Origin of the sequence: Roseateles sp. PN1 (assembly GCF_038419725.1) — a bacterium.
Taxonomy (GTDB): domain Bacteria; phylum Pseudomonadota; class Gammaproteobacteria; order Burkholderiales; family Burkholderiaceae_C; genus Paucibacter_A.
On the sequence record NZ_JBCARA010000009.1, the window covers coordinates 224,640 to 245,513 of the forward strand.

Consider the following 20,874-nt stretch of genomic DNA (forward strand, 5'->3'; position numbering starts at 1 on the left):
AACTCCATATAAATCAATTGCTTAGGTTTAGTCATGCTTTTAATGATCGATAACTACGACAGTTTCACCTTCAATCTGGTGCAGTACTTTGGTGAACTGGGTACTGAGGTCAAGGTGGTTCGCAACGACGAAATCAGCCTGAGCGAGATCGCGGCGCTCAAGCCCGATCACCTGGTGCTTTCGCCTGGCCCTTGCTCGCCCGCCGAGGCTGGCATCTGCGTGCCGGCGATTCAGCACTTCATGGGCAAGCTGCCCATCCTGGGCGTTTGCCTGGGGCACCAAAGCATGGGTGCGGCGCTGGGCGGCAAGATCGTGCGCGCCAAGACTCAGATGCATGGCAAGGCCAGCACCATCAGCACCGACCAAAAGGGCGTGTTCAAAGGCCTGCCGCGTGAGTTCAGCGTGATCCGCTATCACTCCCTGGTGATCGAAGAAGCCAGCATGCCGGCCGAGTTCGAAATCAGCGCCCGCAGCGAAGACGGCGAGATCATGGGCGTGCGCCACCGTGCGCTGGCCGGCACCGCGACGCCGATGGAAGGGGTGCAATTCCACCCCGAGTCCATACTCTCGGAGCATGGCCACGCGATGCTGAAGAACTTCCTCAATCTGGCCCTCTGACAGGCGCTTCTCATGAAAATTGTTGACCTCCGCAGCGACACCGTCACCCGACCCACGGCCGCCATGCGCGAGGCCATTGCGCGCGCCGAGGTGGGCGACGATGTGTTCGGCGACGACCCCACGGTGCTGGCCCTGCAGCGACGCGTGGCCGAGCTCACCGGCATGGAGGCCGCGCTCTTCATGGCCTCAGGCACGCAAAGCAATTTGTGCGGCTTGCTGGCGCATTGCCAGCGCGGTGATGAATACATCGTTGGCCAGTTGGCCCACACCTACCGTTACGAAGGCGGCGGTGCGGCCGTGCTGGGCAGCATCCAGCCGCAACCGCTGACGCAGGACGCGCAAGGGCGCATGGCCTTGGCCGATATTGCCGCCGCCATCAAGCCCGACGACCCTCACTTCGCGCGCAGCAAGCTGCTGTGCCTGGAAAACACCTGGAACGGCCAGCCCATGCCGCACAGCTATCTGGCCGAGGCCACGGCGCTGGCTCGCCAGCACGGCCTGGCCTGCCATCTGGATGGCGCGCGGGTCTTCAATGCTGCGGCTTTTGATGCCGGGCCGGGGGGCGATGTGTTCGCCGCGCTGCGCCGCATCACGGCGCATTTCGACAGCGTCTCGGTCTGCTTCAGCAAGGGCTTGGGCGCGCCGGTGGGCTCGATTTTGTGCGGCTCGCGCGAGCTGATCGGGCGCGCGCATCGCATCCGAAAAATGGTGGGCGGTGGCCTGCGCCAAGTGGGCTTGCTGGCTGCGGCGGCCAACCATGCGCTGGACCATCATGTGCAGCGCCTGCATGAGGACCATGCCCTGGCCGCGCAACTGGCCGAGGGCCTGGGCGGCATCCCGGGCTTGAGCGTGCGCTCGGCCGCCACCAATATCGTTTTTGTCGACGTGGCCGATGGCCGCGGTGCCGCCTTGCTGGCGCATCTGAAGTCGCGGGGCATCTGGGCCACCGGCTTGATCGGCCTGCGCTTTGTGACCCATCTGGATGTGGACAGCGCCGGTGTCGAGCGCACGCTGGCCGCGGTGCGCGAATTCTTCTCGGCCGACGCCGGCCCGCACGACCTGGCCACTGCCCAATCAACGGCCGGACCTTATTGACTGTGAGAGACAAGATCATGCCCATCAGCAATGCCGAAGCCCTGACCCGCGTCATCGAACACCGCGAGATCTTTCACGACGAAATGCTGGCGCTGATGCGCCGCATCATGGCCGGTGAGATGTCGCCGGTGATGGCCGCCGCCATCCTGGTGGGTCTGCGGGTCAAGAAGGAAACCATCGGGGAGATCGCCGCCGCCGCCGAGGTGATGCGCGAGCTCAGCAACAAGGTGCCGCTGGACCCGGCCGCCCACCCGCATCTGGTCGATGTGGTGGGCACCGGTGGGGATGGCGCCCACACCTTCAATATCTCCACCTGCTCGATGTTTGTGGCAGCTGCGGCCGGCGCGCAAGTGGCGAAGCATGGCAATCGCAGCGTCAGCAGCAAGACCGGCAGCGCCGATGTGCTGGAGGCGCTGGGCGCCAACATCATGCTCACGCCCGATCAGGTGGCTCAAAGCGTTTACGACACCGGCATTGGCTTCATGTTCGCGCCCAACCACCACCCGGCGATGAAGAACATCGCCCCGGTGCGCAAGGAACTGGGCGTGCGCACCATCTTCAACATCCTGGGCCCGCTGACCAACCCGGCCGGCGCCCCCAATATCTTGATGGGCGTGTTCCACCCCGACTTGGTGGGTATTCAGGTGCGCGTGATGCAGCGCCTGGGCGCCGAGCATGCGGTGGTGGTGTACGGCAAGGACGGCATGGATGAAATCTCCTTGGGTGCCGCCACCTTGGTGGGTGAACTCAAAGACGGTGCCGTGCGCGAGTACGAAATCCACCCCGAGGACTTTGGCCTGGCCATGGTGTCCAACCGCACGCTGCGGGTGGCCGGGCCGGAGGAGTCGCGCGTGATGCTGCTCGGCGCGCTCGACAACCAGGCCGGCGCCGCACGCGACATCGTGCTGCTGAATGCCGGCGCTACCCTTTACGCCGCTAATGTGGCTGACTCGATTGCTGACGGCATTGCACGCGCCCGCGCCGCCATCGCCAGCGGCGCAGCGCGCGCCAAGCTTGATCAGTTTGTGGCCGCGACCCAGCGCTTGGGCGCGGCTTGATGCCATGCGGCGCCTGATGCCTGCCTTGCAGCAAGCCAAGCCGGTGAGGGCGCTTGTGATGGCTTGCCCTCATCAGCGCCAGTGGGCCAAGCTGATGACGCTGGCCTTCGGTGCCTTGCTGTTCAGCACCGGCGTGCAGGCACAGTACAAATGCAAATCTGCCGACGGCGCTGTGACGTTTCAGCAGACGCCTTGCGCGGCCAGTGAGCAGCAAGAGCGCCTGCGCCATGCGGCGGGCTCAGCGTCCGAGCCGGCCTCGGGCCCGCCCAAAGACGGTCAGTCCGCGCAAGCGAAGTTGGCGGAACTGGAGCGGCGCCTGCGCATCCGCGAAGCCATCAATGTGGGTCGGCCCATGGTGGGCATGACGCAAGACGAGCTGAATCAGGCGCTTGGCAGCCCGGACCGGACCAATACGGGCCAGTACGGCGGCAGCCAGCAAGATCAGCTGATCTACTTCCGCAATGGCCGCACGGTTTATGTCTACACCCGCGATGGTGTGGTGACTGCGATTCAAGATCAGGACGGTGGCAAGAGTGCTGCGCCGCCCAAGCCATGCCCCTCAGCGCGCGAGATTCGCGACATCGAAATGGACATCAGCAAAATCGCCAACCGAGACAATCCGCAGCTGCAGGCGGAACTGCACAAGCGCCTGCACGATGCCAAGGCTTGCCGCTAGGCTGGCGCGTACTCAGCGCTCACCCCATTGAATGAAGCGCTCGCTTTGAACGCCGAGCGTTTCAATTTACGACCCGTCAACCGAATCAATCACCATGTCCGACATCCTCAATCGCATCGTTGCGGTCAAACACGAAGAGCTCAAGCTGGCCCGCCAGGCCCGCTCGCTGGCCAGCCAGCGCGAAGAGGCTGAGAGCCGGCTCGACACCCGCGGCTTTGAGGCCGCGCTGCGCGCCAAGATTGCGGCGGGCCAGTCGGCCGTGATTGCCGAGATCAAGAAAGCCAGCCCCAGCAAGGGCGTGATCCGCGCCGATTTCCGCCCGGCCGAGATCGCGCAAAGCTACGCCGCCCATGGCGCGGCCTGCCTGAGCGTGCTGACCGATGTGCAGTTCTTCCAAGGCTCGCAAGCCTATCTGGAACAGGCGCGGGCGGCCTGCGCCTTGCCAGTGCTGCGCAAGGACTTCATGGTGGACGAATATCAGGTCTTTGAGGCGCGCGCCATGGGCGCGGATTGCATTCTCCTGATCGCCGCCTGCCTGGATGACGCGCAGATGGCCGATCTGGAAGCCGTGGCCCACGCGCTCAAAATGGACGTGCTGGTGGAGGTTCACGACGGCGCCGAACTGGACCGCGCCCTCAAGCTCAAAACCCCGCTGCTGGGCATCAATAACCGCAATCTGCGCACTTTCGAAGTGACGCTGGACACCACGCTGGGCCTGCTGCCCCGGGTGCCCGCCGATCGTTTGCTGGTTACTGAGAGCGGCATCTTGGTGCGGGCCGATGTGCAGAAGATGCGCGCGGCCAATGTGCACGCCTTCCTGGTGGGCGAGACCTTTATGCGCGCACCCGAGCCGGGTGTGGCGCTGGCGGAATTGTTTGCCTGAGTCGGTGGGCGTGACGATGGCGCTGGTGGACATCGCCGATGCGGCTGCCGGCATTGATGCCGGCTGGCAGCCCGTGCTCAGCACCTGGGCGGCCAGCGCGGCCGGCCAACAATGCCTGCAGTTTGTGCACGCGCGCCAAGCAGCCGGGGCGCTGATCTACCCGCCCGACCCCTGGCGCGCCCTGCGCCTGACGCAGCTGCGCGAGACCCGTGTGGTGATCCTGGGGCAAGACCCGTATCACGGCCCGGGTCAGGCTGAAGGCTTGGCGTTTTCGGTGCCGCCCGAGCTGAACAAGTTTCCGCCCAGCCTGCGCAATATCTTCAAGGAATTGCAGCGCGACCTCGGCCTGCAGCCGCCCATGCACGGTCACTTGGGCGCCTGGGCGCAGCGCGGTGTGCTCTTGCTCAATACCAGCCTGACAGTGGAAGACGGCGCGCCCGCCAGCCATGCCAAGCAAGGCTGGGAGGCCTTGACCGACGCCCTGATTCAAGCCGCGGCCCAAGACCCCGCGCCCAAGGTTTTCATGCTGTGGGGCGCGCATGCCCAGGCCAAGGCAGCGCTGATTGCAGCGGCAGGGCCTGCTCATTTGATCCTGCAAGCCAATCACCCTTCGCCGTTGTCGGCCCTGCGCCCGCCTCTGCCCTTCATTGGCTGCGGGCATTTCTCGCAAGCCTCGGCTTGGCTGCAAAGCCAGCGCGGGCAGGGGATGGACTGGGCTTTGTAGTGCTAGTGGCAGGGCTTCCCGGGCTAATCGATCTTTCGGTTCGGCCCAAGGTATGTGGGGGCGGGAGAGATCAGGACGGCTGGCCGCTCTGCTTCGTTCATGTCACCCGTCGCCGGCCTGCGGCCAGCGCCTCCTTCTTGACTTCACTGCGCAGAGCAGCCAGCCGTCCTGATCTGGCCGAGTGTTGATTCGAACGGCGTCATCGGCAACTGCGCTTGCGCAAGGCGCGCTTTTGCAGATGCGGCAAGCTGCCCCAAAAGCGGGCATGGCGAGTAGCGTTTTTGCCCTGCTGCCGCTCAAATCAGGGCTGCTACCAATCGCGCACTTGGTTCTAAACTGGTATTGTCCCTAACTAGGTTGGGGCCGTTGGCAGATGAGCGCGCGGAATAGGTGTTGTCTAAAAACTCAGGGCAACACCGATTGACCAGCCTTGTCTTTTGGTATTAGACTGGTATCACTATGAATTCAGCGTCCTCCACCGTGCCTGCCCATGTCTTGGGCTCCGATGTCGTCAATCTGGCCGGTGTGGCCTATTTGGTCGGTGTGGATGGTGGCGGCACGGGTACTCGGCTGCGTTTGAGCACGCGCGATGGCCGTTTGTTGGGCCAGGGCGAGGCCGGGCCTTCGGCTCTGGGTCAGGGCGCTGAGCAGGCTTGGCGCCATATCCAGCAGGCCTTGCAGGCTGCGGCGGCGCAAGCGGGGATTGCTGAGTTGCCACTGTCGCAATGCGCCATTGGACTGGGCCTTTCGGGTGCCAGCGTGGTCAGCCAGGCCATGGACTTTTACGCGCGTCAGCCGGGCTTTGCCGTGGTGGCGCTGGATGGCGATGGCTTCACCACGGTGTTGGGTGCCCACGGTGGCCAGCCCGGTGCGGTGGTGGCGGCAGGGACAGGCTCGGTCGGTGAAGTGCTGCGCCGTGATGGCTCGCGCGACTGCATCAGCGGCTGGGGTTGGATCGTTGGCGATGAAGGCAGCGGCGCCTGGCTCGGCCTGAAGGCGATTCGCCATGCGCAGCAGGCGCTGGACGGGCGCGTGCCCGCTGGTGCGCTGGCACGGGCAATCTGGGCGGTGGCTGGTAGTGACCGTGAAGCCATGTTGGATTGGTGCTCCAAAGCTGGCCAACATGCCTATGCCAGCTTGGCGCGCCTAGTCTTCGAACATGCCGAAGGCGAGGGCGCTGACCCGGTCGCCGCAGGCTTTGTGGCCGAGGCCGTGGTGGAGCTGGAGCGCCTGGCGCTGGCGCTGGATCCGGCCGCCGAATTGCCCTTGGCGCTGTGCGGCAGCATCGCCCTGCGCTTGGCTCCCAAATTCTCAGGCACCATTGCGTCCCGTTGTGTTGCGCCGCAAGGCGATTCCGCAGACGGGGCGCTGCATTTGATTCGCGGCGTCCTCCAACGTTTGGAACAGTGATCTCATGCCATTCAAATTCAAACCGGACCCCACAGCGGCTTCGCCGCTGTACATGCAATTAGCGCAAAAACTGGCCCAAGCGATTCGTGACGGGGTGTTTCAGGCCGATGAGGCCTTGCCTTCGGAGCGCGTGTTGTCGGAGCAGCTGGAGCTGTCTCGCGTCACCGCCCGCAAGGCCATCGACCGCCTGGTCGAGCAGGGCATGATTGTGCGCAAGCGCGGCTCGGGCAATTACATCGCGCCCAAGCTGGAGCAGCCGCTCTCACGCCTGACCAGCTTTTCGGAAGAGCTGCAACAGCGCGGCTTCAAGCCCAGCTCGCGCTGGCTGACCCGCACTTTCACGGCCGCCGCCCCCGATGAGCAGCTGAGCCTGGGCCTGAGCACCGGCGGCCGCGTGGCGCGCCTGGAGCGTTTGCGCCTGGCCGACACGGTGGTGATGGCCTACGAGGTCAGTGTCTTGCCCGAGTCGGTCTTGCCCGACCCGCAGGCGGTGCAGGCCTCGCTGTACGAGCATTTGCAAACCCTGGGCGGTGCGCCGGTGCGCGCGCTGCAACACATCCGCGCCATCAATGCCGACTCCAAGTTGGCCGGCTTGCTGGAAGTGCCGGTGGGGCAGGCGGTGTTGTTCATCACGCGGGTGGGTTATCTGGAATCGGGTCATGCGGTGGAGCTGACCCATTCCTACTGCCGCAGCGATTACTACGATTTTGTCGCCGAGATGCGGCGCGAAGGATAGGACGGCGAGGGATGATGGCGGAGTTTCAACAAGTTGACGGCTATGTGCTGACGCCTGCGGGCTTTGTACGTGGCCGAATCGAGCAGCGCGAAGGGCGCATCACCGCCATCACCGGCGAGCCGGTCACCGAGGCGCAAGTGCGCCACGACAAGCTGGCCCTGCCCATCATCCTGCCCGGCTTCATCGACGTGCATGTGCACGGCGGCGGCGGACACGACACCATGGAAGGCGGCGACGCCGCACGGCAGATCTCCAAGCTGCATGTGCGCCACGGCACTACCGCCATGCTGGCCACCACCATGACGGCGCCGATGGACGATATCCGCAACGCGCTGGCCGCGCTGGGCGAGATCTGCACCACCCGCGACCCCCAAGGCGCACGCATCCTTGGCGTCCACCTGGAAGGCCCCTACATCAACCCCGGCAAGCTGGGCGCGCAGCCGCCCTTCGCCAAGGCGGCGGCGATGGCGGAAGTGCGAGAGTTGAACGCGCTGGCGCCCATCAAGCTGATCACCATCGCCCCGGAGCTGCCCGGCAATCTGGAGCTGATCACCGAGCTGCGCGCGGCCGGCTTCCAGGTGCAAATCGGCCACACCCTGGGCACTTACGAAGACGGCGTGGCCGCCTTGGCGCATGGCGCTCAGGGCTTCACCCATTTGTTCAATGCCATGACCGGCCTGCATCACCGCGAGCCCGGCATGGTCGGCGCCGCGCTGGCGCATGGCCGCTATGCCGAAATCATTCCGGACCTGCTGCATGTGCATCCCGGTGCCATCCGCGTCGCCCTGCGCTCGATCCCTTGCACCTTCTGCGTGACCGACTCAACCGCGGCCGCCGGCCAGCCCGATGGTGAATACAAGCTCGGCCGCCACACGGTGACCAAATGCCTGGGCGGCGTGCGCTTGCCCGATGGCACCCTGGCCGGCAGCACGCTGACCATGGACCAGGCGCTGCGCAATCTGGTCGGCATGGGCCTGGAGATTGAAGACGCTTCGCGGCGGGTCTCGACCTATGCGGCGGAATACATGGGCGTGAGTGATCGGGGTCAGTTGACGGTCGGTGCTTGGGCTGATTTGGTGGTGTTGGACCGGGAGCTGCAGCTGCAGCGGGTGGTCGTTGAAGGAGAAGAAATTGACCTCGTTGGATAACTTGAAGACCCGCATGCTCGAAGAAGCCCTGAGCGCCCCCGATGTGGTGGCGAATCAGCTGGCCCACGACCAAAACGCGTACGCCGAACTGGGCGAAGCCCTGCGCACCCAGCCGCCCACCTCGCTGCTGACCGTGGCGCGTGGCAGCTCTGACCATGCTGCTCACTACATGGCCTATCTGATGATGGCGCGCATGGGCACCTTGGTGACCTCGCTGCCGATGTCGCTGATCACCCTGTACCAAAGCAAGATCAAGAGCGACGGCCTGGTGTCGCTGGCCTTCTCGCAGTCGGGCCAAAGCCCTGACCTGGTGGCGCCGACCAAATTTTTCCGCGCTGGCGGTGCCCGCACCGTGGCTTTTGTGAACGCCCCTGGCTCGCCGCTGGCCGAGGCCGCGCAGTTTGTGTTCTCCCTGCATGCCGGCCCTGAGAACAGCGTTGCCGCGACCAAGAGCTATATCGCCCAGCTGGTGGCCGGTGCCCGCGTGGTGGCCGCCTGGGGTCAAGACGAAGACCTGCAAGCCGCCCTGCAACAACTGCCCAGCGCCCTGCGCGAAGCTGCCGCCCAGCGTTGGGATGTGGCGGTGGACGTGCTGAAGAACGCCGACAAGCTCTTCGTCATCGGCCGCGGTACCAGCCTGGCCATCGCCCAGGAAGCGGCGCTGAAGTTCAAGGAAACCTGCGGCATTCAGGCCGAGGCTTTCTCGGGCGCCGAGGTCAAGCATGGCCCGATGGCGCTGGTGGACCAGGGCTACCCCATGCTGGTGTTCGCACCGCGCGGCCCCGCCCAAGCCGGCTTGCTGGCGCTGGCCGAAGAAATGCGTGGCCGTGGTGCCCGCGTGCTGTTGGCCGCACCGGCCGGCACGCCTGGCGCCGAGCTGCCGCTGAGCTGCACCGGCAATGAGGACCTGGACCCCATCGCCGCAATTCAGAGCTTCTACCCGATGGTGGAAGCCCTGGCCCGCGCTCGCGGCCGCAACCCGGATCAGCCGCCGCACCTGGCCAAGGTCACCAAGACCAATTGATGTAGCAGCGGCGGGTCGCCACCCGCTGCGTCCGCTGCGATCTCGAAGAAACGGCGGGCCACGGGTCCGCCTCACTGCTCAAAATCATGAACGCTTTCCACCCCGGCCAGTTGGTCATGGTCGACATCCAGGGCAAGAGCCTGGATCTGGCCACCGCCGAGTTTCTGCGCGCCAACCAAGTTCGTGCCGTCTGCCTGTTCCGCAAGAACCTGGGCACCGAAGCCGAAGTGCGCCAGCTCACCGCTGACCTGCGCAATGTGATGGGCCCCACGGCCTTGATCGGCCTGGATCAGGAAGGCGGCTCCGTCGTGCGCGCCACCTTCTTGCCGCAAGCTCCTTCGGCCATGGCCCTGGGTGCTGCTGACGATGCCGCCTTGGCGGAAGAGGTGGGCGCGGCCGTGGCACGCGGCCTGCGTTCCATCGGCATCAACTGGAATTTCGCGCCGGTGTTGGACATCAATAACAACCCGGCCAATCCGGTGATCGCCGAGCGCAGCTTTTCGGAAGACGCCGACGACGTGACCCGCCTGGCCGGCGCCTGGATGGCCGGCTCGCTGCGCGAAGGCGTGGCCTGCTGCGTCAAGCATTTCCCCGGCCACGGCGACACGCATGTGGACTCCCACCTGGCCCTGCCCACGGTGGACAAGAGCCGCGCTGAGCTGGATGCGTTGGAGCTGCGCCCCTTCAAGGCCTTCTGTCACCAGTCCGGAGATGAAGCGCCTGCCGTGATGACGGCCCACATCGTCTACCCGCAGATCGACCCCGAGCATCCGGCCACCTTGTCGAAGAAGATCCTCGGCGACATCTTGCGCCGCGAGTGGGGCTATGACGGCGTGGTGATCACCGACGCGCTGATGATGAAAGCCATCTTCGAGCGCTACGGCTACGCCCGCGCGGCCGTGATGGCCATCGACGCCGGTGCCGACATGATCCTGGCCCAGGGCGACCTGGAAGAGCAGGGCAAGTCCATCCAAGCTTTGAAAGACGCCTTCGCCAGCGGCGAGCTGTCGGCCGAGCAAGGCCGCATCGCCTGCGCCCGCCTGGACAAACTGGCCGCCGCCTACCCGGTGCGCCATGACGACTACCAAGGCGAGCCGCGCGCCGCGGACGATCAACTGATGCGCCAGGCCTGGGCGCGTGGCCTGACGGCCTTGCGCGGCGCCAAGGCGCCCGCCCGTGATGCCAAGCTGCGCGTCTTCGTGCAGCCCGAGGTGCCCACCGACGGCGTCTCGGAAGCCGGCCCCTCGGGCCAGCAAATCGTTGCGCTGTTCGCCAACTTCCCGCAGGCCGAGATCCGCTTCGTGGACGACATCCTTGCCCTGGACTGGGCGCAGCTGCCGCCCGCTGAGGCTGGCACGCTGAACATCGTGGCCTCCACCCATCGCATGCGTTACGGCGCTAATGCCAAGACCTGGCAGCCTGACTTGCATCTGGTGCTGTGGAACCCCTTCCAGGCGCTGGATGTGCCTGGGCCTACCGTGGTGAGCTGGGGTTATGCCGATGGCGCACTGGCTGGCCTGCAAGCCTGGCTGGAAGGCCGGGTCGAGGCCACGGCGCAGTCGCCGGTCAGCCTGGGCTGATTCAGCCAGCCCACACAAGTCGAACATCAGGAGACCTGCGCATGTCCCAAACCACGCCGCCGACCTCGGCCCCCGCACCACAAGCGGGCTCGCCCATCCGTTGGGTGCCCAGTCTGTACTTTGTGCAGGGCATGCAGTTCTTCGTCGTCATGCTGCTGGCCGGCCTGATGTTCAAAAACATGGGCGTGCCCAACGACCAGATCGCGCGCTGGACCGGCTTGCTGGGCCTGGCCTGGGCGATCAAACCGCTGTGGAGCCCCTTCCTGGAGTTGGCTCGCAGCAAGAAGCTGGTGGTGGTGGCAATGCAGTTCACCGGCGCGGTGGGCTTAGGGCTGATGGCCCTGGCCGTGCAGATGCCGATGTACTTTGCCGCCAGCATCGCGGTGCTGTTCCTGCTGGCCTATGCCTCGGCCACGCATGACATCGCTTGCGACGGCCTCTACCTCGCCTCGCTCGACCCCAAGCAGCAAGCGGCTTATGCCGGCTGGCAGGGCGCCTTCTTCAATGCCTCCAAATTCCTGACCCTGGGCGGCCTGCTGGTGCTGGCCGGACATCTGGAAAAGAGCATGGGCGTGTTCAACGCCTGGAGCGTGATCTTCGCGGTGTTGGCGATTTTGCTGGCTGCCCTGGCGGCCTATAACGCCAAGGTGCTGCCGAATGTGCTGAGCCCCGTCACAGCGGACCGCAGCGCTGCCAATGTCTGGCGCACGCTGAAGGAAGTCATTGCCGACTTCCTCAAGAAGCCCGGCATCTGGGCGATGATTTTGTTCATCGTGCTGTTCCGTTTTGCCGAAGGCCAGGTGCAAACCATCGGCCCCTTGTTCCTGATCGAGGCGCGCGAGAAGGGCGGCCTGGGCCTGACGACCGAACAGGTCGGTGGCATCTACGGCACGGTTGGTACCGGCGCCTTTTTGGTCGGCAGCATTCTGGGTGGCTACTTCACCTCCTGGCTGAGCCTGAAGCGCGCCATGCCCATCCTGATTCTGGCCATGGGCGTGCCCAATCTGACCTTCTACTACCTCGCTGTGGCGCACCCGGCCGACATGCTGCACATCGGCGCGGCGGTGGCCGTGGAGATGTTTGGTTATGGCTTTGGTTTCGTCGGCATGATTTTGTTCATCATGCAGGTGGTGGCGCCGGGCAAGTTCTCGACCGCGCATTACGCACTGGGGTCGGGGGTGATGCAGCTGGGTTTCATTTTTTCCAAGACCATCAGCGGCGACATCCAGATGGCCATGGGCTATGAGCATTTCTTCCTGTGGACCATCGTCTGCGGCCTGCCGGCGCTGTTGCTGATGTTCTTCGTCAAAATGCCGACGCTTGGCAAGGCTGAAGGTGCTTCAGCTGGCGAGCCCAAGGCCGACGCCGTCACGGCGCAGTGAAGCTGAGCATGATGCGTGGCGTGTTTTTCCGCACCAGTTGCCTCCGAGTGTTGGCCGTCGCTTTGGCGGCAGGGCTGCATTTGGTGTTCAGTCCGGCCTTTGCGTTAGGTGGAGGGGAGCAGCGCGCAGCAGCATCGGCTGCTGCAGCCGTTCCCGCGAAGGCCGGATTCTTTTTTGACGACTTCAATTACCCCGACCTGGCCGCGCTGAAGGCCGGCGGCTGGACGCCGCGTAGCGCTGCCGGCCACCCCGGTGTGCCCGGCGCTGCTTGGTCGCCCGAGCAGATCAGCTTGGTGGCCGACCCGCAGCAAGCGGGCAAGCGCCTCTTGCGCTTGACCGCACAGACCGACGGCACGCCCGCTGGCACCCAGCAAACGCAGCTGTGCCACGCCCGCAAATATCTGGAAGGCACTTATGCCGCCCGCATTCGCTTTAACGACCAGCCTCTGCGCGGCGTCGATGGCGACCCGGTGATCCAGACTTTTTACGTGGTGGCGCCGCTCAAGCACGACTTCGACCCCGAATTCAGCGAACTCGACTTCGAGTACCTGGCCAACGGTGGCTGGGGCAGTGAGAAGACCCGGCTCTACGGCATTACCTGGCAGACGGTGAAGCTGGACCCTTGGCAAGCATTCAATCAGTCGCACGAGGAACACGGCAGCCTGGACGGCTGGCATGTGCTGATGATGCAGATCGCCGATGGCAAGACGCGGCTGTTTCTGGATGGCCGCCAGCTCGCCCAGCATGGCGGGCGCAATTACCCCGTCGTGCCGATGTCGATCAATTTCAATTTGTGGTTCTCGCCCGGCGGGCTTTTGCCGGCCAGCAGCGAGCCGCGGGTGTATCAGCAGGATGTGGACTGGGTGTTCCATGCCCGCCAGCAAGTGCTGAGCCCTGCGCAGGTGCAGGCCGAAGTGGAGCGCCTGCGCGCCGGTGGTGTGGCGCGTGTCGATACCGTGCCAGCGGCCGAGCCGGCCTTGGCCAGCCACTGCGACTTCTAAGCTTTGGCGGGCGCGTGCCCGCCTTTGGTATTTCGAATAAAAAAGAGGATGGGGATGAGCGCAACGACAGCAAGCAAACGTTACGCCTCCGTGGATGCCCTGCGCGGCCTGACGGTGGCCGCCATGTTGCTGGTCAACAACCCCGGCGACTGGGGCCATGTGTATTGGCCGCTGGAACATGCCGAGTGGCATGGCTGCACGCCCACCGACCTGATCTTCCCCTTCTTCTTATTCATCGTCGGCGTGTCGATTGCCCTGGCCTTTGGCTCGCGCATCGAGGCGCATGCGCCGCCGGCGCCGATGGCCAAGACGATTCTGGTGCGTGCCCTGCGCATCATCGGCTTAGGCCTGGTGCTGCATCTGCTGGCCTGGTGGCTGATGGACAAGCCTGAGTTCCGCATCATGGGCGTGTTGCAACGCATCGGCCTGTGTTTTGCGCTGGTGGGTTGTGCGGCGGTCTATCTGCGCGAGCGTACGCAATGGCTCTTGCTGGGCGGCTTGCTGCTGGGTTATACGGCCCTGCTGCTGGGCGCAGGGAGCCTGGACAAGCTGGGCAATATCGCCTCGCGCGTGGACGCCGCCGTCTTGGGTCGGCATGCCTACGAATGGGTAGCCGCCACCGGGTTCGGCCATGAACCTGAAGGCCTGGTCAGCACCCTGGGTGCTTTGGCGACTTGCTTGCTGGGCCTGCGTGCCGGCCATCTGTTGCGCCAAGGCAAGCTGCAACAACTGCTGATCTTCGGTGTGGCCGCAGCGGCGCTGGGCTGGCTGGTAACGGGCGTGTTGCCTTTCAACAAGCAGCTGTGGACCTCCAGCTTTGTGCTGTGGACCGGTGGCCTGGCCTGCCTGGCCCTGGCCCTGGCGCATGTGTTGATCGACCAGCGCGGCTGGCCGGCCCTGGGTCGCAGCTTTGGCGTCAACGCCATCGCGGCCTATGGCGGCGCCTGGATGTGCACCGTGCTGCTGGAAGGCTTCGGCCTGATGGCGCCGCTGTACGCGCATGGCTTTGCCTGGCTGCAGCCGCTGGTGGGGCCGTGGGGTCAATCGCTTGCCTTTGCCCTGGCTTTCGTGGCCGTGTGGGCGGTGATCGTGAAACTGCTGGACCGGCGCGGAATCTACTTCAAGGTGTGAGCGCCAGCCTTGCGCGATAGGGCGCTTGGCGGCGTATCGGGGCAAGAGCATGACAGTCAAAAGCATCGCAATCATCGGCGGCGGCACGGCCGGTTGGCTGGCGGCCAACCACCTGGCGGTGGAGTTGCGGGCCGAAACCGGCATCAGCATCACGGTGATTGAATCGCCCGAGATCGGCATCATCGGTGTGGGCGAGGGCACCGTGCCGCAGATTCGCAAATCGCTGCAGAAGTTCGGCATCTCGGAGGCCGAGTTGCTTGCCACTTGTGATGCCACCTTCAAGGTCGGCATCAAGTTCGTCGATTGGCTGGCGCCCACATCGGCGCCCAGCGCGAACGCCTACTACCACCCCTTTGCCTCGCCTTACCCGTCTGGCATCGACGTGACTTCGCTTTACTTGAAGCATGCCGAGACCATGGCGTTCGAGTCGGTCTGCGAAGTGCCGGCCTTGGCGGATGCGATGAAGTCGCCCAAGCGGGTGTCTTCGCCGCCCTTCGAAGGCCCGCTGAATTACGCCTATCACTTCAATGCGGTGAAGTTCGGCCGGTTGCTGGCCAAGAACGCCCGCGACAAGCTGGGCGTCCAGCACAAGCAGGCCACCATCGTCGACGCGCAGCTCAATGCCCAGGGCGAGGTTGATGTGCTGATCACTCAGGACGGCGAGCGCCTGCAGTACGACTTTTATGTGGACTGCTCGGGCTTCCACTCACTGATTCTGGGCAAATTGCTCAAGGTGCCTTTTGTCGATAAGTCGGCGCAAATCCTCACGGACAGTGCGCTGGCCGTGCAAATCCCGACCGCCGATGACGCGCCCATTCCGCCCTACACCTTGGCCAAGGCGCATTCGGCAGGTTGGCTGTGGGACATTCCGCTGACCAATCGCCGCGGTGTGGGTTTTGTGTACGCCAGTCAGCACCTGAGTGAGGCCGCTGCGCTGCAGGGTTTGTCGACCTATCTGGGTGTTGACGAGGACAAGCTGTCACCGCGCAAGATTCCCATGCGCATCGGCTATCGCGAGAAGTTCTGGTGCAAGAACGCGGTGGCGCTCGGTCTGGCCCAAGGCTTTGTTGAGCCCTTGGAGGCTACTTCCATTTTCGTCACCGACTTTGCTGCTGAGTTGTTCGCACGCAATTTCGTGCCCGACAAAGCGCAGATGTCGGTGGCGGCGGATTACTGCAACAAGGTCGTCAGCTACACCTGGGAGCGGGTGATGGACTTTGTGCAACTGCACTACTGCATCTCGGACCGCCGTGACTCGGACTTCTGGCGCCGCGCGACCCTGGAGGCGCCGCGCTCCGAGGTGCTGAGCGAGCGCCTGGCGCTGTGGCAGCAGCATGCGCCAAAGAAGAGCGATTTCTTCAGCCGCTTCGATCTGTTCGACGTCGACAACTACCTGTTCGTGCTTTACGGCATGCGCTTCAAAACCCGCCCCAAGCGTATGACAGCGTATGAGGAGCAGGTGTTTGCGCGTGAGTTAGACAAGGTGCGCCAGCACACGCGCCAACTCGGGGCTGAGCTGATGCCACAGCGTGATTGGCTGGACGGCTTCTTGGCGGCCTACCGTGCATCGGCGGGGCCTGCCGGGCGCTGAGCAGCATGTCCGCGAATTGCACCTGTCCTTGTGCAAGGGCCGAGCGGGCCGCGCCGGAAACGACCTACAGTTCGCTCAGCATGATGCTGTGCGCCAAGCTCCCAGAGCGCCTCAACTCCTTCGACTCGCCATGACCGACGCTTTTTCCATTCGCATGCCGCCTGATATCCGATCGGTCAAAGTGGGCGATCACCAAGTGGTCTTTATCGACAACTTCTTGGAAGACCCCCAGGCTTTGTTGGAGCAGGCCTGCCAGAGCCGTTTTGAGCCTTATCCGGGGCAAGTGAACAAAAAAGGCTACCCCGGCATTCGGGCCGAGGCGCCGGCGGCCTATTCGGCCAATTTGACTGAGCTGCTTGAGCCCTTGATCAAAGTGAATTTCCAGGTGCCCGAGGACTTGCCGCTGCGCAAGAGCATTTGTGCCTTCTCGCTCACCACCACCCAGCCGCAGGACATGGGGCCCTTGCAATGCACCCCGCACTTTGATGCCAGCACGCCGCATCACATGGCCGTGCTGCTTTATCTTTGTGGCGAGCAGCATGGCGGCACCGGCTTCTATCGCCACAAGGCCACGGGGCTGCAGCAGATCACGCCCGAGACTCGCGAGCAGTATCTGGACGTGTACTACGAAGAGATCAATCGCCGCCTGCCGGCGCAGCGTTACTTCGACCGCGGGGACGAGCAATTCAGCTTCCTGGGCATGATCCCGGCGCGCTTCAATCGCCTAGTGGTCTACCCCGGCAGCCTGCTGCACAGCGCCTGCATCAATCCCGCGCGCAGCATCAATAGCGACCCACGCACCGGGCGCCTGACGCTCAATACTTTTTACGATTTCGGACTTGCTGCAAGCGCCACCCTCGATTGAGCGGAGTTAAACCAAGCTTGCTTGGCGCCCCAATGGGTCCTAGGTGCGCGAAGTCACCAGTGAAGTCTCAAGCCCATTGCGCCGCCGCATTCACTTCGCCGGAGTGGATGACTAGTTTTTTGGGCTTGGATGACGCGGTGAGGTGATGGACCTCCTCACCTATGCGTTGCCCGAGCGGATCAGTCATCAGCGGATGTGCCCACCCACCCGCCGCAGGTCGGCGCAGAATAAAAAAAGCCCGGCTTATGCCGGGCTTTTTGCTGTTACAGGCTATCTACTGCCTGATCAGAACTTGGCGCTCAGGCCAACGCGGTAGGTGGTCTCGCCCTGGAAGTACCAGGTCGGGAAGCCAGCCTTCAGCGAAGGACGCACGCTGCTGGCGGCATCTGCGGCACCGTACTGGATGTCATCAGCCTTCAGCAGGTTGGCGGCGTCCAGGGACAGGCGCAACTGCTTGGTGATGTTCCAGCCCAGGCTCAGATCCAGGCTGCCGTAGGCGTCGTGCATACGGTTGCCGTACCAGCCGCTCTCGCGAACCATGTACTTCGAACGCCAGTTGTAGGCCAGACGTGCCGAGTAGGTGGAGTCCTCGTAGTAGCCCACCAAGTTGGCGTTGTGCTTGGACGACAGGGTGAACAGGTTCAGCTGATCCTGGTAGGAGCTGGCCGGGGCCGATGCGTCGGAGTAGGTGTAGTTAGCAGCGGTACCGAAGCCGTTGTTGAAGGCATGGTTGGCCTGCAACTCGAAGCCCTTGATCTTGCCGCCACCTGCGTTGACGTAGCGGTTGATGGTCCAGCTGTCCACGCCGGTGTCAGGGCTGACCACGCCAACCTTTTGGTTCAGCTGAGTCTCGGTGGTGATGAAGTTGTCGATGCTCTTGTAGAACACAGCAGCCGACACCAGGTTGCCACGGCCGTAGTAGTACTCAAGGCCCAGGTCGAACTGAGTCGACTTCTGGGGCTTCAGTGCGGGCGTGCCGTAGTTGAAGGTGTCATTGCTCTTGTTGGTATCAGCAAAGCCAACCACCGAGGCGTTGAACATATTGGCGAAGTTCGGGCGGGTGATCGCCTGAGCCGCGGCGAAGCGCACGATGGTGTTCTTCTCCAGGTCGTAGGCGGCGTTCAGGCTAGGCAGCCAGTCGCTGTAGCTGGCCGACTGGCTGGTCTTGCCCTTGCCCCAGCCATTGTTTTGCTCGGCGTCGTTGGCCCAGCTGCCCGACCACTTGGTGCCGTCAAACACATAGCCGGTGGCGGTGGCCTTGGTGTGAACATAGCGCAGGCCGACGTTACCGTGCAACTTGCCCGATTCAAAGTCCAGCATGCCGTAAGCGGCTTGGTTCTTCTCGTTCAACTCGCCGTAGGCGGAGCGGTCTTCGACCCAGCCTGTGACATTGGCGCGTGCTGCGGACAGCATGGCGCCGATGTTTGGCTTAGGCACCGACCAGCCGCCCACCACATCGAGGGAGCCGTTGTACAGGGAGCCCGTGTCCACCGAGGTGACGGCGGTGGGGCGCAGACCGCGCTCACCGGTCTTGGTGAAGGTGTGGTCGGTCAGGCGGATACCGGTCTTGAAGGCGGTGATGACGCCGCTGTTCAGGTCAAAGGTCGCGTCGGTCTGGAAGAAGTTTTCCTTGTCCTTGTTCGGACCGCGGCCGTTGGCCCACAGCTCAGGACCCGACTTGGTAGGCAGATTGCCAACGCCGATGTTCTGGTTGGACGAAGGCGAGATCACAGGCTTGTTGCCGGTGAGGTCGATGGTGCCGGTCCAGTAAGGCAGCTTGCCCGGGGCGACGGTGTGAGCCGGCTCACCCTTGCTGAAGTCAGGCGTGAACTGGCCGTAGGCGAAGTTGGCAGTTTGGTTCGTGCCGCCTTCAGCCTTGGTGGTGCCGCCGGTAGCGGTCAGCTTGAAGCCGTCGCGCTTGTAAGTACCGTCCAGCACCAGGCTGTCCGAGCTCATCGAAGCCGAGCGGGCCCAGTTCTGCAGGAAGATGTTGTGCTTGTTGAAGTCCGCAGTGGGGCGGGTGCTCACCACGCACAGGCCGTTGACCGGGTTGGTCTTCGTGCAGTCAGAGGCGACGTTGCCGGTGAAGATGTAGTGGCTGGTGTTCGAGTTGTCTGCATCGACGTTCAGGTGCAGATAGTTCAGGCCCAGCTCCAGGCCGTCGGCCGGACGTGCTTGCAAGGTCACATTCATGGCCTTGCGTTCGCGGTCCTGCACGAAGGTGGTGGGCGAAACGTCGCCCGACCAGCGCATGTCGGACTCAACACCGCGGCGGATGTAGTTGGTCTTCTCAATACCGCCGGCAACCAGCACGCCGAAGGTCTTGGATTCATTGCGCCAGCTGTACAGGCCCGAAGCGTCCTTGGTCGTGTCGCTGATGGTGCCCTTGCCGAACTTGGCGCTCAGGAAGGCGGTGCCAGCAGCTTGCTCCAGCGGCTTGCGGGTCTTGACGATCACGGTGCCGCCAATGCCGCCTTCGGTCAGGTCGGCTTGCGAGGACTTGTAGACCTCCATGCCGCCGATCAGTTCGGAAGGCAGCAGGGAATAGTTGAAGGAACGGTCGATGTCCTTCTGGTCATACCAGCCAGTCGACGCCACGGTTTGGCCGTTCAGCGTCGTGTAGGTCATTTGCGGGTCGGTACCGCGGATGGACACCGAAGCGCCAACGCCGAAGTCGCGGCCCACGGTCACGCCAGGAATGCGACCCAGGGACTGGCCGACGTCGGTGTCGGGCAGCTTGCCGATGTCTTCCGCCGAGATGGCGTCCACCACTGCAGTGGCGTTCTTCTTGATGTTCGCTGCGGATTGCAGCGAAGCGCGGATACCAGTCACCACCACGGCCTCAAGCTGGGCGGATTCAGTGGCGGGCTTTTGTTCAGCTTGTTGTGCTTGCGCTGTCAGCGCGAACCCCAGCAGCGTCATCGTGACCGCGGCGGCGATCGGATTCTTTTGGATCTTCAACTTCATGCTCCTCGATGTGGCCAAGTGATTCGAAACTGGCCAGTTTCCAAAGGAATCAAGCTGTTCCTCATGTGTTCAATGAGTCCCGCTTGATCCCACCATGTCTACCAATGCAACCAATGCCATGCCACTATACGGCTGGCTAGTGCCACTTTGCTACCAATTTAAGGGCCGTGTTTTCCCTGAAACGCGGCGTAACTGCCACACCAAGGGCTAGTCGCTAAGGGCAATGAGGGTGAACACAAGGAATCCGCAACAAAAATCTTGGTAGTTGACTGGTATTGCTGCGAGGGTCGCTTTCGTCTCTGCTAAGATGGAGGCTTGTCGGCACCCGTGGCGGCACAGGCTGGATGTAGCGCCTGAAGACTTTTTTCAAAAAGTCTTTGGCACTGCAAAAATGCTGTGCTATAGTTGCGGGCTTGCCTCGGAGGGGTGGCCGAGTGGTTAATGGCAGCAGACTGTAAATCTGCCCTCTTACGAGTACGCTGGTTCGAATCCAGCCTCCTCCACCAAGGCAAAACGCATCGCTTGATTCGAGTCGCTGGAAATTCCGGCGACTCGGTCATCAAAGGTGGCGAGAAGAGTAAGGCTCCTGCGCGGGAGTAGTTCAATGGTAGAACTCCAGCCTTCCAAGCTGATCACGCGGGTTCGATTCCCGTCTCCCGCTCCAGTTGATGTTTGGTTGTAAAAGTCGTCGGTACAGATTTGCTGATTCGGGTTGTCTGAATTAAGTGGTCTGCAAATCTGTGTCGATGCCCATGTGGCTCAGTGGTAGAGCACTCCCTTGGTAAGGGAGAGGTCACGCGTTCGATCCGCGTCATGGGCACCACCGCTTTTCTCTCGTAATGTTTTCCTGAAGTCTGATCAGATTCCCTAGCAGGAGCGCAGAAATGGCAAAGAGCAAGTTTGAACGTACCAAGCCGCACGTCAACGTCGGCACCATCGGTCACGTTGACCATGGCAAGACCACGCTGACGGCTGCAATCGCAAC

General features: G+C 63.4%; 18 protein-coding genes and 3 tRNA genes. 20 read left to right on the forward strand and 1 reads right to left on the reverse strand.

What is annotated here, in order from left to right; all coding sequences use genetic code 11:
- Positions 1-33 precede the first annotated feature (33 nt).
- The 16 genes from AABB87_RS15470 to AABB87_RS15545 all read left to right on the forward strand — a co-directional run bounded on the left by AABB87_RS15470 (position 34) and on the right by AABB87_RS15545 (position 16,922).
- Positions 34-618, forward strand: coding sequence for an anthranilate synthase component II (locus AABB87_RS15470; protein ID WP_058721877.1), 585 nt, complete (start codon positions 34-36; stop codon positions 616-618).
- Between the two features lie 12 nt (positions 619-630).
- Positions 631-1,713 carry a low-specificity L-threonine aldolase gene (gene ltaE / locus AABB87_RS15475; RefSeq protein WP_341972083.1) on the forward strand — a complete coding sequence of 361 codons (1,083 nt, stop codon included), beginning with the start codon at positions 631-633 and terminating at the stop codon, positions 1,711-1,713.
- Between the two features lie 17 nt (positions 1,714-1,730).
- A complete protein-coding gene (gene trpD / locus AABB87_RS15480) occupies positions 1,731-2,771 on the forward strand; it encodes an anthranilate phosphoribosyltransferase (protein WP_058721879.1) in 1,041 nt (346 codons plus the stop codon).
- A gap of 58 nt (positions 2,772-2,829) precedes the next feature.
- Positions 2,830-3,447, forward strand: a complete 618-nt coding sequence (locus AABB87_RS15485; RefSeq protein ID WP_341972084.1) for a DUF4124 domain-containing protein — start codon at positions 2,830-2,832, stop codon at positions 3,445-3,447.
- Between the two features lie 94 nt (positions 3,448-3,541).
- On the forward strand, positions 3,542-4,330 hold the full coding sequence (trpC, locus tag AABB87_RS15490) for an indole-3-glycerol phosphate synthase TrpC (protein WP_295130616.1): 789 nt from the start codon (positions 3,542-3,544) through the stop codon (positions 4,328-4,330).
- A 16-nt stretch (positions 4,331-4,346) separates the two neighbouring features.
- Positions 4,347-5,054 (forward strand): uracil-DNA glycosylase, encoded by a 708-nt coding sequence (locus AABB87_RS15495; RefSeq protein ID WP_341972098.1) that lies wholly within the window; start codon positions 4,347-4,349, stop codon positions 5,052-5,054.
- Between the two features lie 459 nt (positions 5,055-5,513).
- Entirely contained in the window at positions 5,514-6,464 is a 951-nt protein-coding gene (locus AABB87_RS15500) for a BadF/BadG/BcrA/BcrD ATPase family protein (protein WP_341972085.1), read from the forward strand.
- Between the two features lie 4 nt (positions 6,465-6,468).
- Positions 6,469-7,200: a GntR family transcriptional regulator gene (locus tag AABB87_RS15505; RefSeq protein WP_058721883.1), complete on the forward strand. Its 732-nt coding sequence runs from the start codon at positions 6,469-6,471 to the stop codon at positions 7,198-7,200.
- A 14-nt stretch (positions 7,201-7,214) separates the two neighbouring features.
- Complete coding sequence (gene nagA / locus AABB87_RS15510) at positions 7,215-8,348, forward strand: N-acetylglucosamine-6-phosphate deacetylase (RefSeq protein WP_341972099.1); 1,134 nt, start codon at positions 7,215-7,217, stop codon at positions 8,346-8,348.
- Between the two features lie 13 nt (positions 8,349-8,361).
- Complete coding sequence (locus AABB87_RS15515; protein ID WP_341972100.1) at positions 8,362-9,372, forward strand: SIS domain-containing protein; 1,011 nt, start codon at positions 8,362-8,364, stop codon at positions 9,370-9,372.
- 86 nt (positions 9,373-9,458) lie between these two features.
- Positions 9,459-10,952 (forward strand): beta-N-acetylhexosaminidase, encoded by a 1,494-nt coding sequence (nagZ, locus tag AABB87_RS15520; protein WP_341972086.1) that lies wholly within the window; start codon positions 9,459-9,461, stop codon positions 10,950-10,952.
- A gap of 41 nt (positions 10,953-10,993) precedes the next feature.
- Positions 10,994-12,334 (forward strand): MFS transporter, encoded by a 1,341-nt coding sequence (locus AABB87_RS15525; protein ID WP_341972087.1) that lies wholly within the window; start codon positions 10,994-10,996, stop codon positions 12,332-12,334.
- On the forward strand, positions 12,331-13,335 hold the full coding sequence (locus tag AABB87_RS15530; RefSeq protein WP_341972088.1) for a glycoside hydrolase family 16 protein: 1,005 nt from the start codon (positions 12,331-12,333) through the stop codon (positions 13,333-13,335). Before AABB87_RS15525 ends, AABB87_RS15530 begins: the two co-directional genes overlap by 4 nt.
- Positions 13,336-13,389: 54 nt before the next feature.
- Positions 13,390-14,466, forward strand: a complete 1,077-nt coding sequence (locus tag AABB87_RS15535) for an acyltransferase family protein (protein ID WP_341972089.1) — start codon at positions 13,390-13,392, stop codon at positions 14,464-14,466.
- Positions 14,467-14,515: 49 nt separating this feature from the next.
- Entirely contained in the window at positions 14,516-16,057 is a 1,542-nt protein-coding gene (locus tag AABB87_RS15540; RefSeq protein WP_341972090.1) for a tryptophan halogenase family protein, read from the forward strand.
- A 130-nt stretch (positions 16,058-16,187) separates the two neighbouring features.
- The gene (locus tag AABB87_RS15545; protein ID WP_341972091.1) at positions 16,188-16,922 is read left to right on the forward strand and encodes a DUF6445 family protein; all 735 of its coding nucleotides are present in this window, start codon (positions 16,188-16,190) and stop codon (positions 16,920-16,922) included.
- Positions 16,923-17,207: 285 nt separating this feature from the next.
- On the opposite strand, the gene AABB87_RS15550 is transcribed toward AABB87_RS15545, so the two are convergent.
- Complete coding sequence (locus tag AABB87_RS15550) at positions 17,208-19,889, reverse strand: TonB-dependent receptor (RefSeq protein ID WP_341972092.1); 2,682 nt, start codon at positions 19,887-19,889, stop codon at positions 17,208-17,210.
- Between the two features lie 420 nt (positions 19,890-20,309).
- Between AABB87_RS15550 and AABB87_RS15555 the strand changes: the two genes are divergently transcribed.
- The 4 genes from AABB87_RS15555 to AABB87_RS15570 all read left to right on the forward strand — a co-directional run.
- A tRNA-Tyr gene (locus AABB87_RS15555) sits at positions 20,310-20,395 on the forward strand.
- A gap of 84 nt (positions 20,396-20,479) precedes the next feature.
- Positions 20,480-20,553 (forward strand) — tRNA-Gly (locus AABB87_RS15560).
- A gap of 84 nt (positions 20,554-20,637) precedes the next feature.
- Positions 20,638-20,712 (forward strand) — tRNA-Thr (locus AABB87_RS15565).
- A gap of 61 nt (positions 20,713-20,773) precedes the next feature.
- Positions 20,774-20,874: GTP-binding protein (locus AABB87_RS15570; protein WP_341972101.1), on the forward strand; the 101-nt coding region annotated here is incomplete at its 3' end.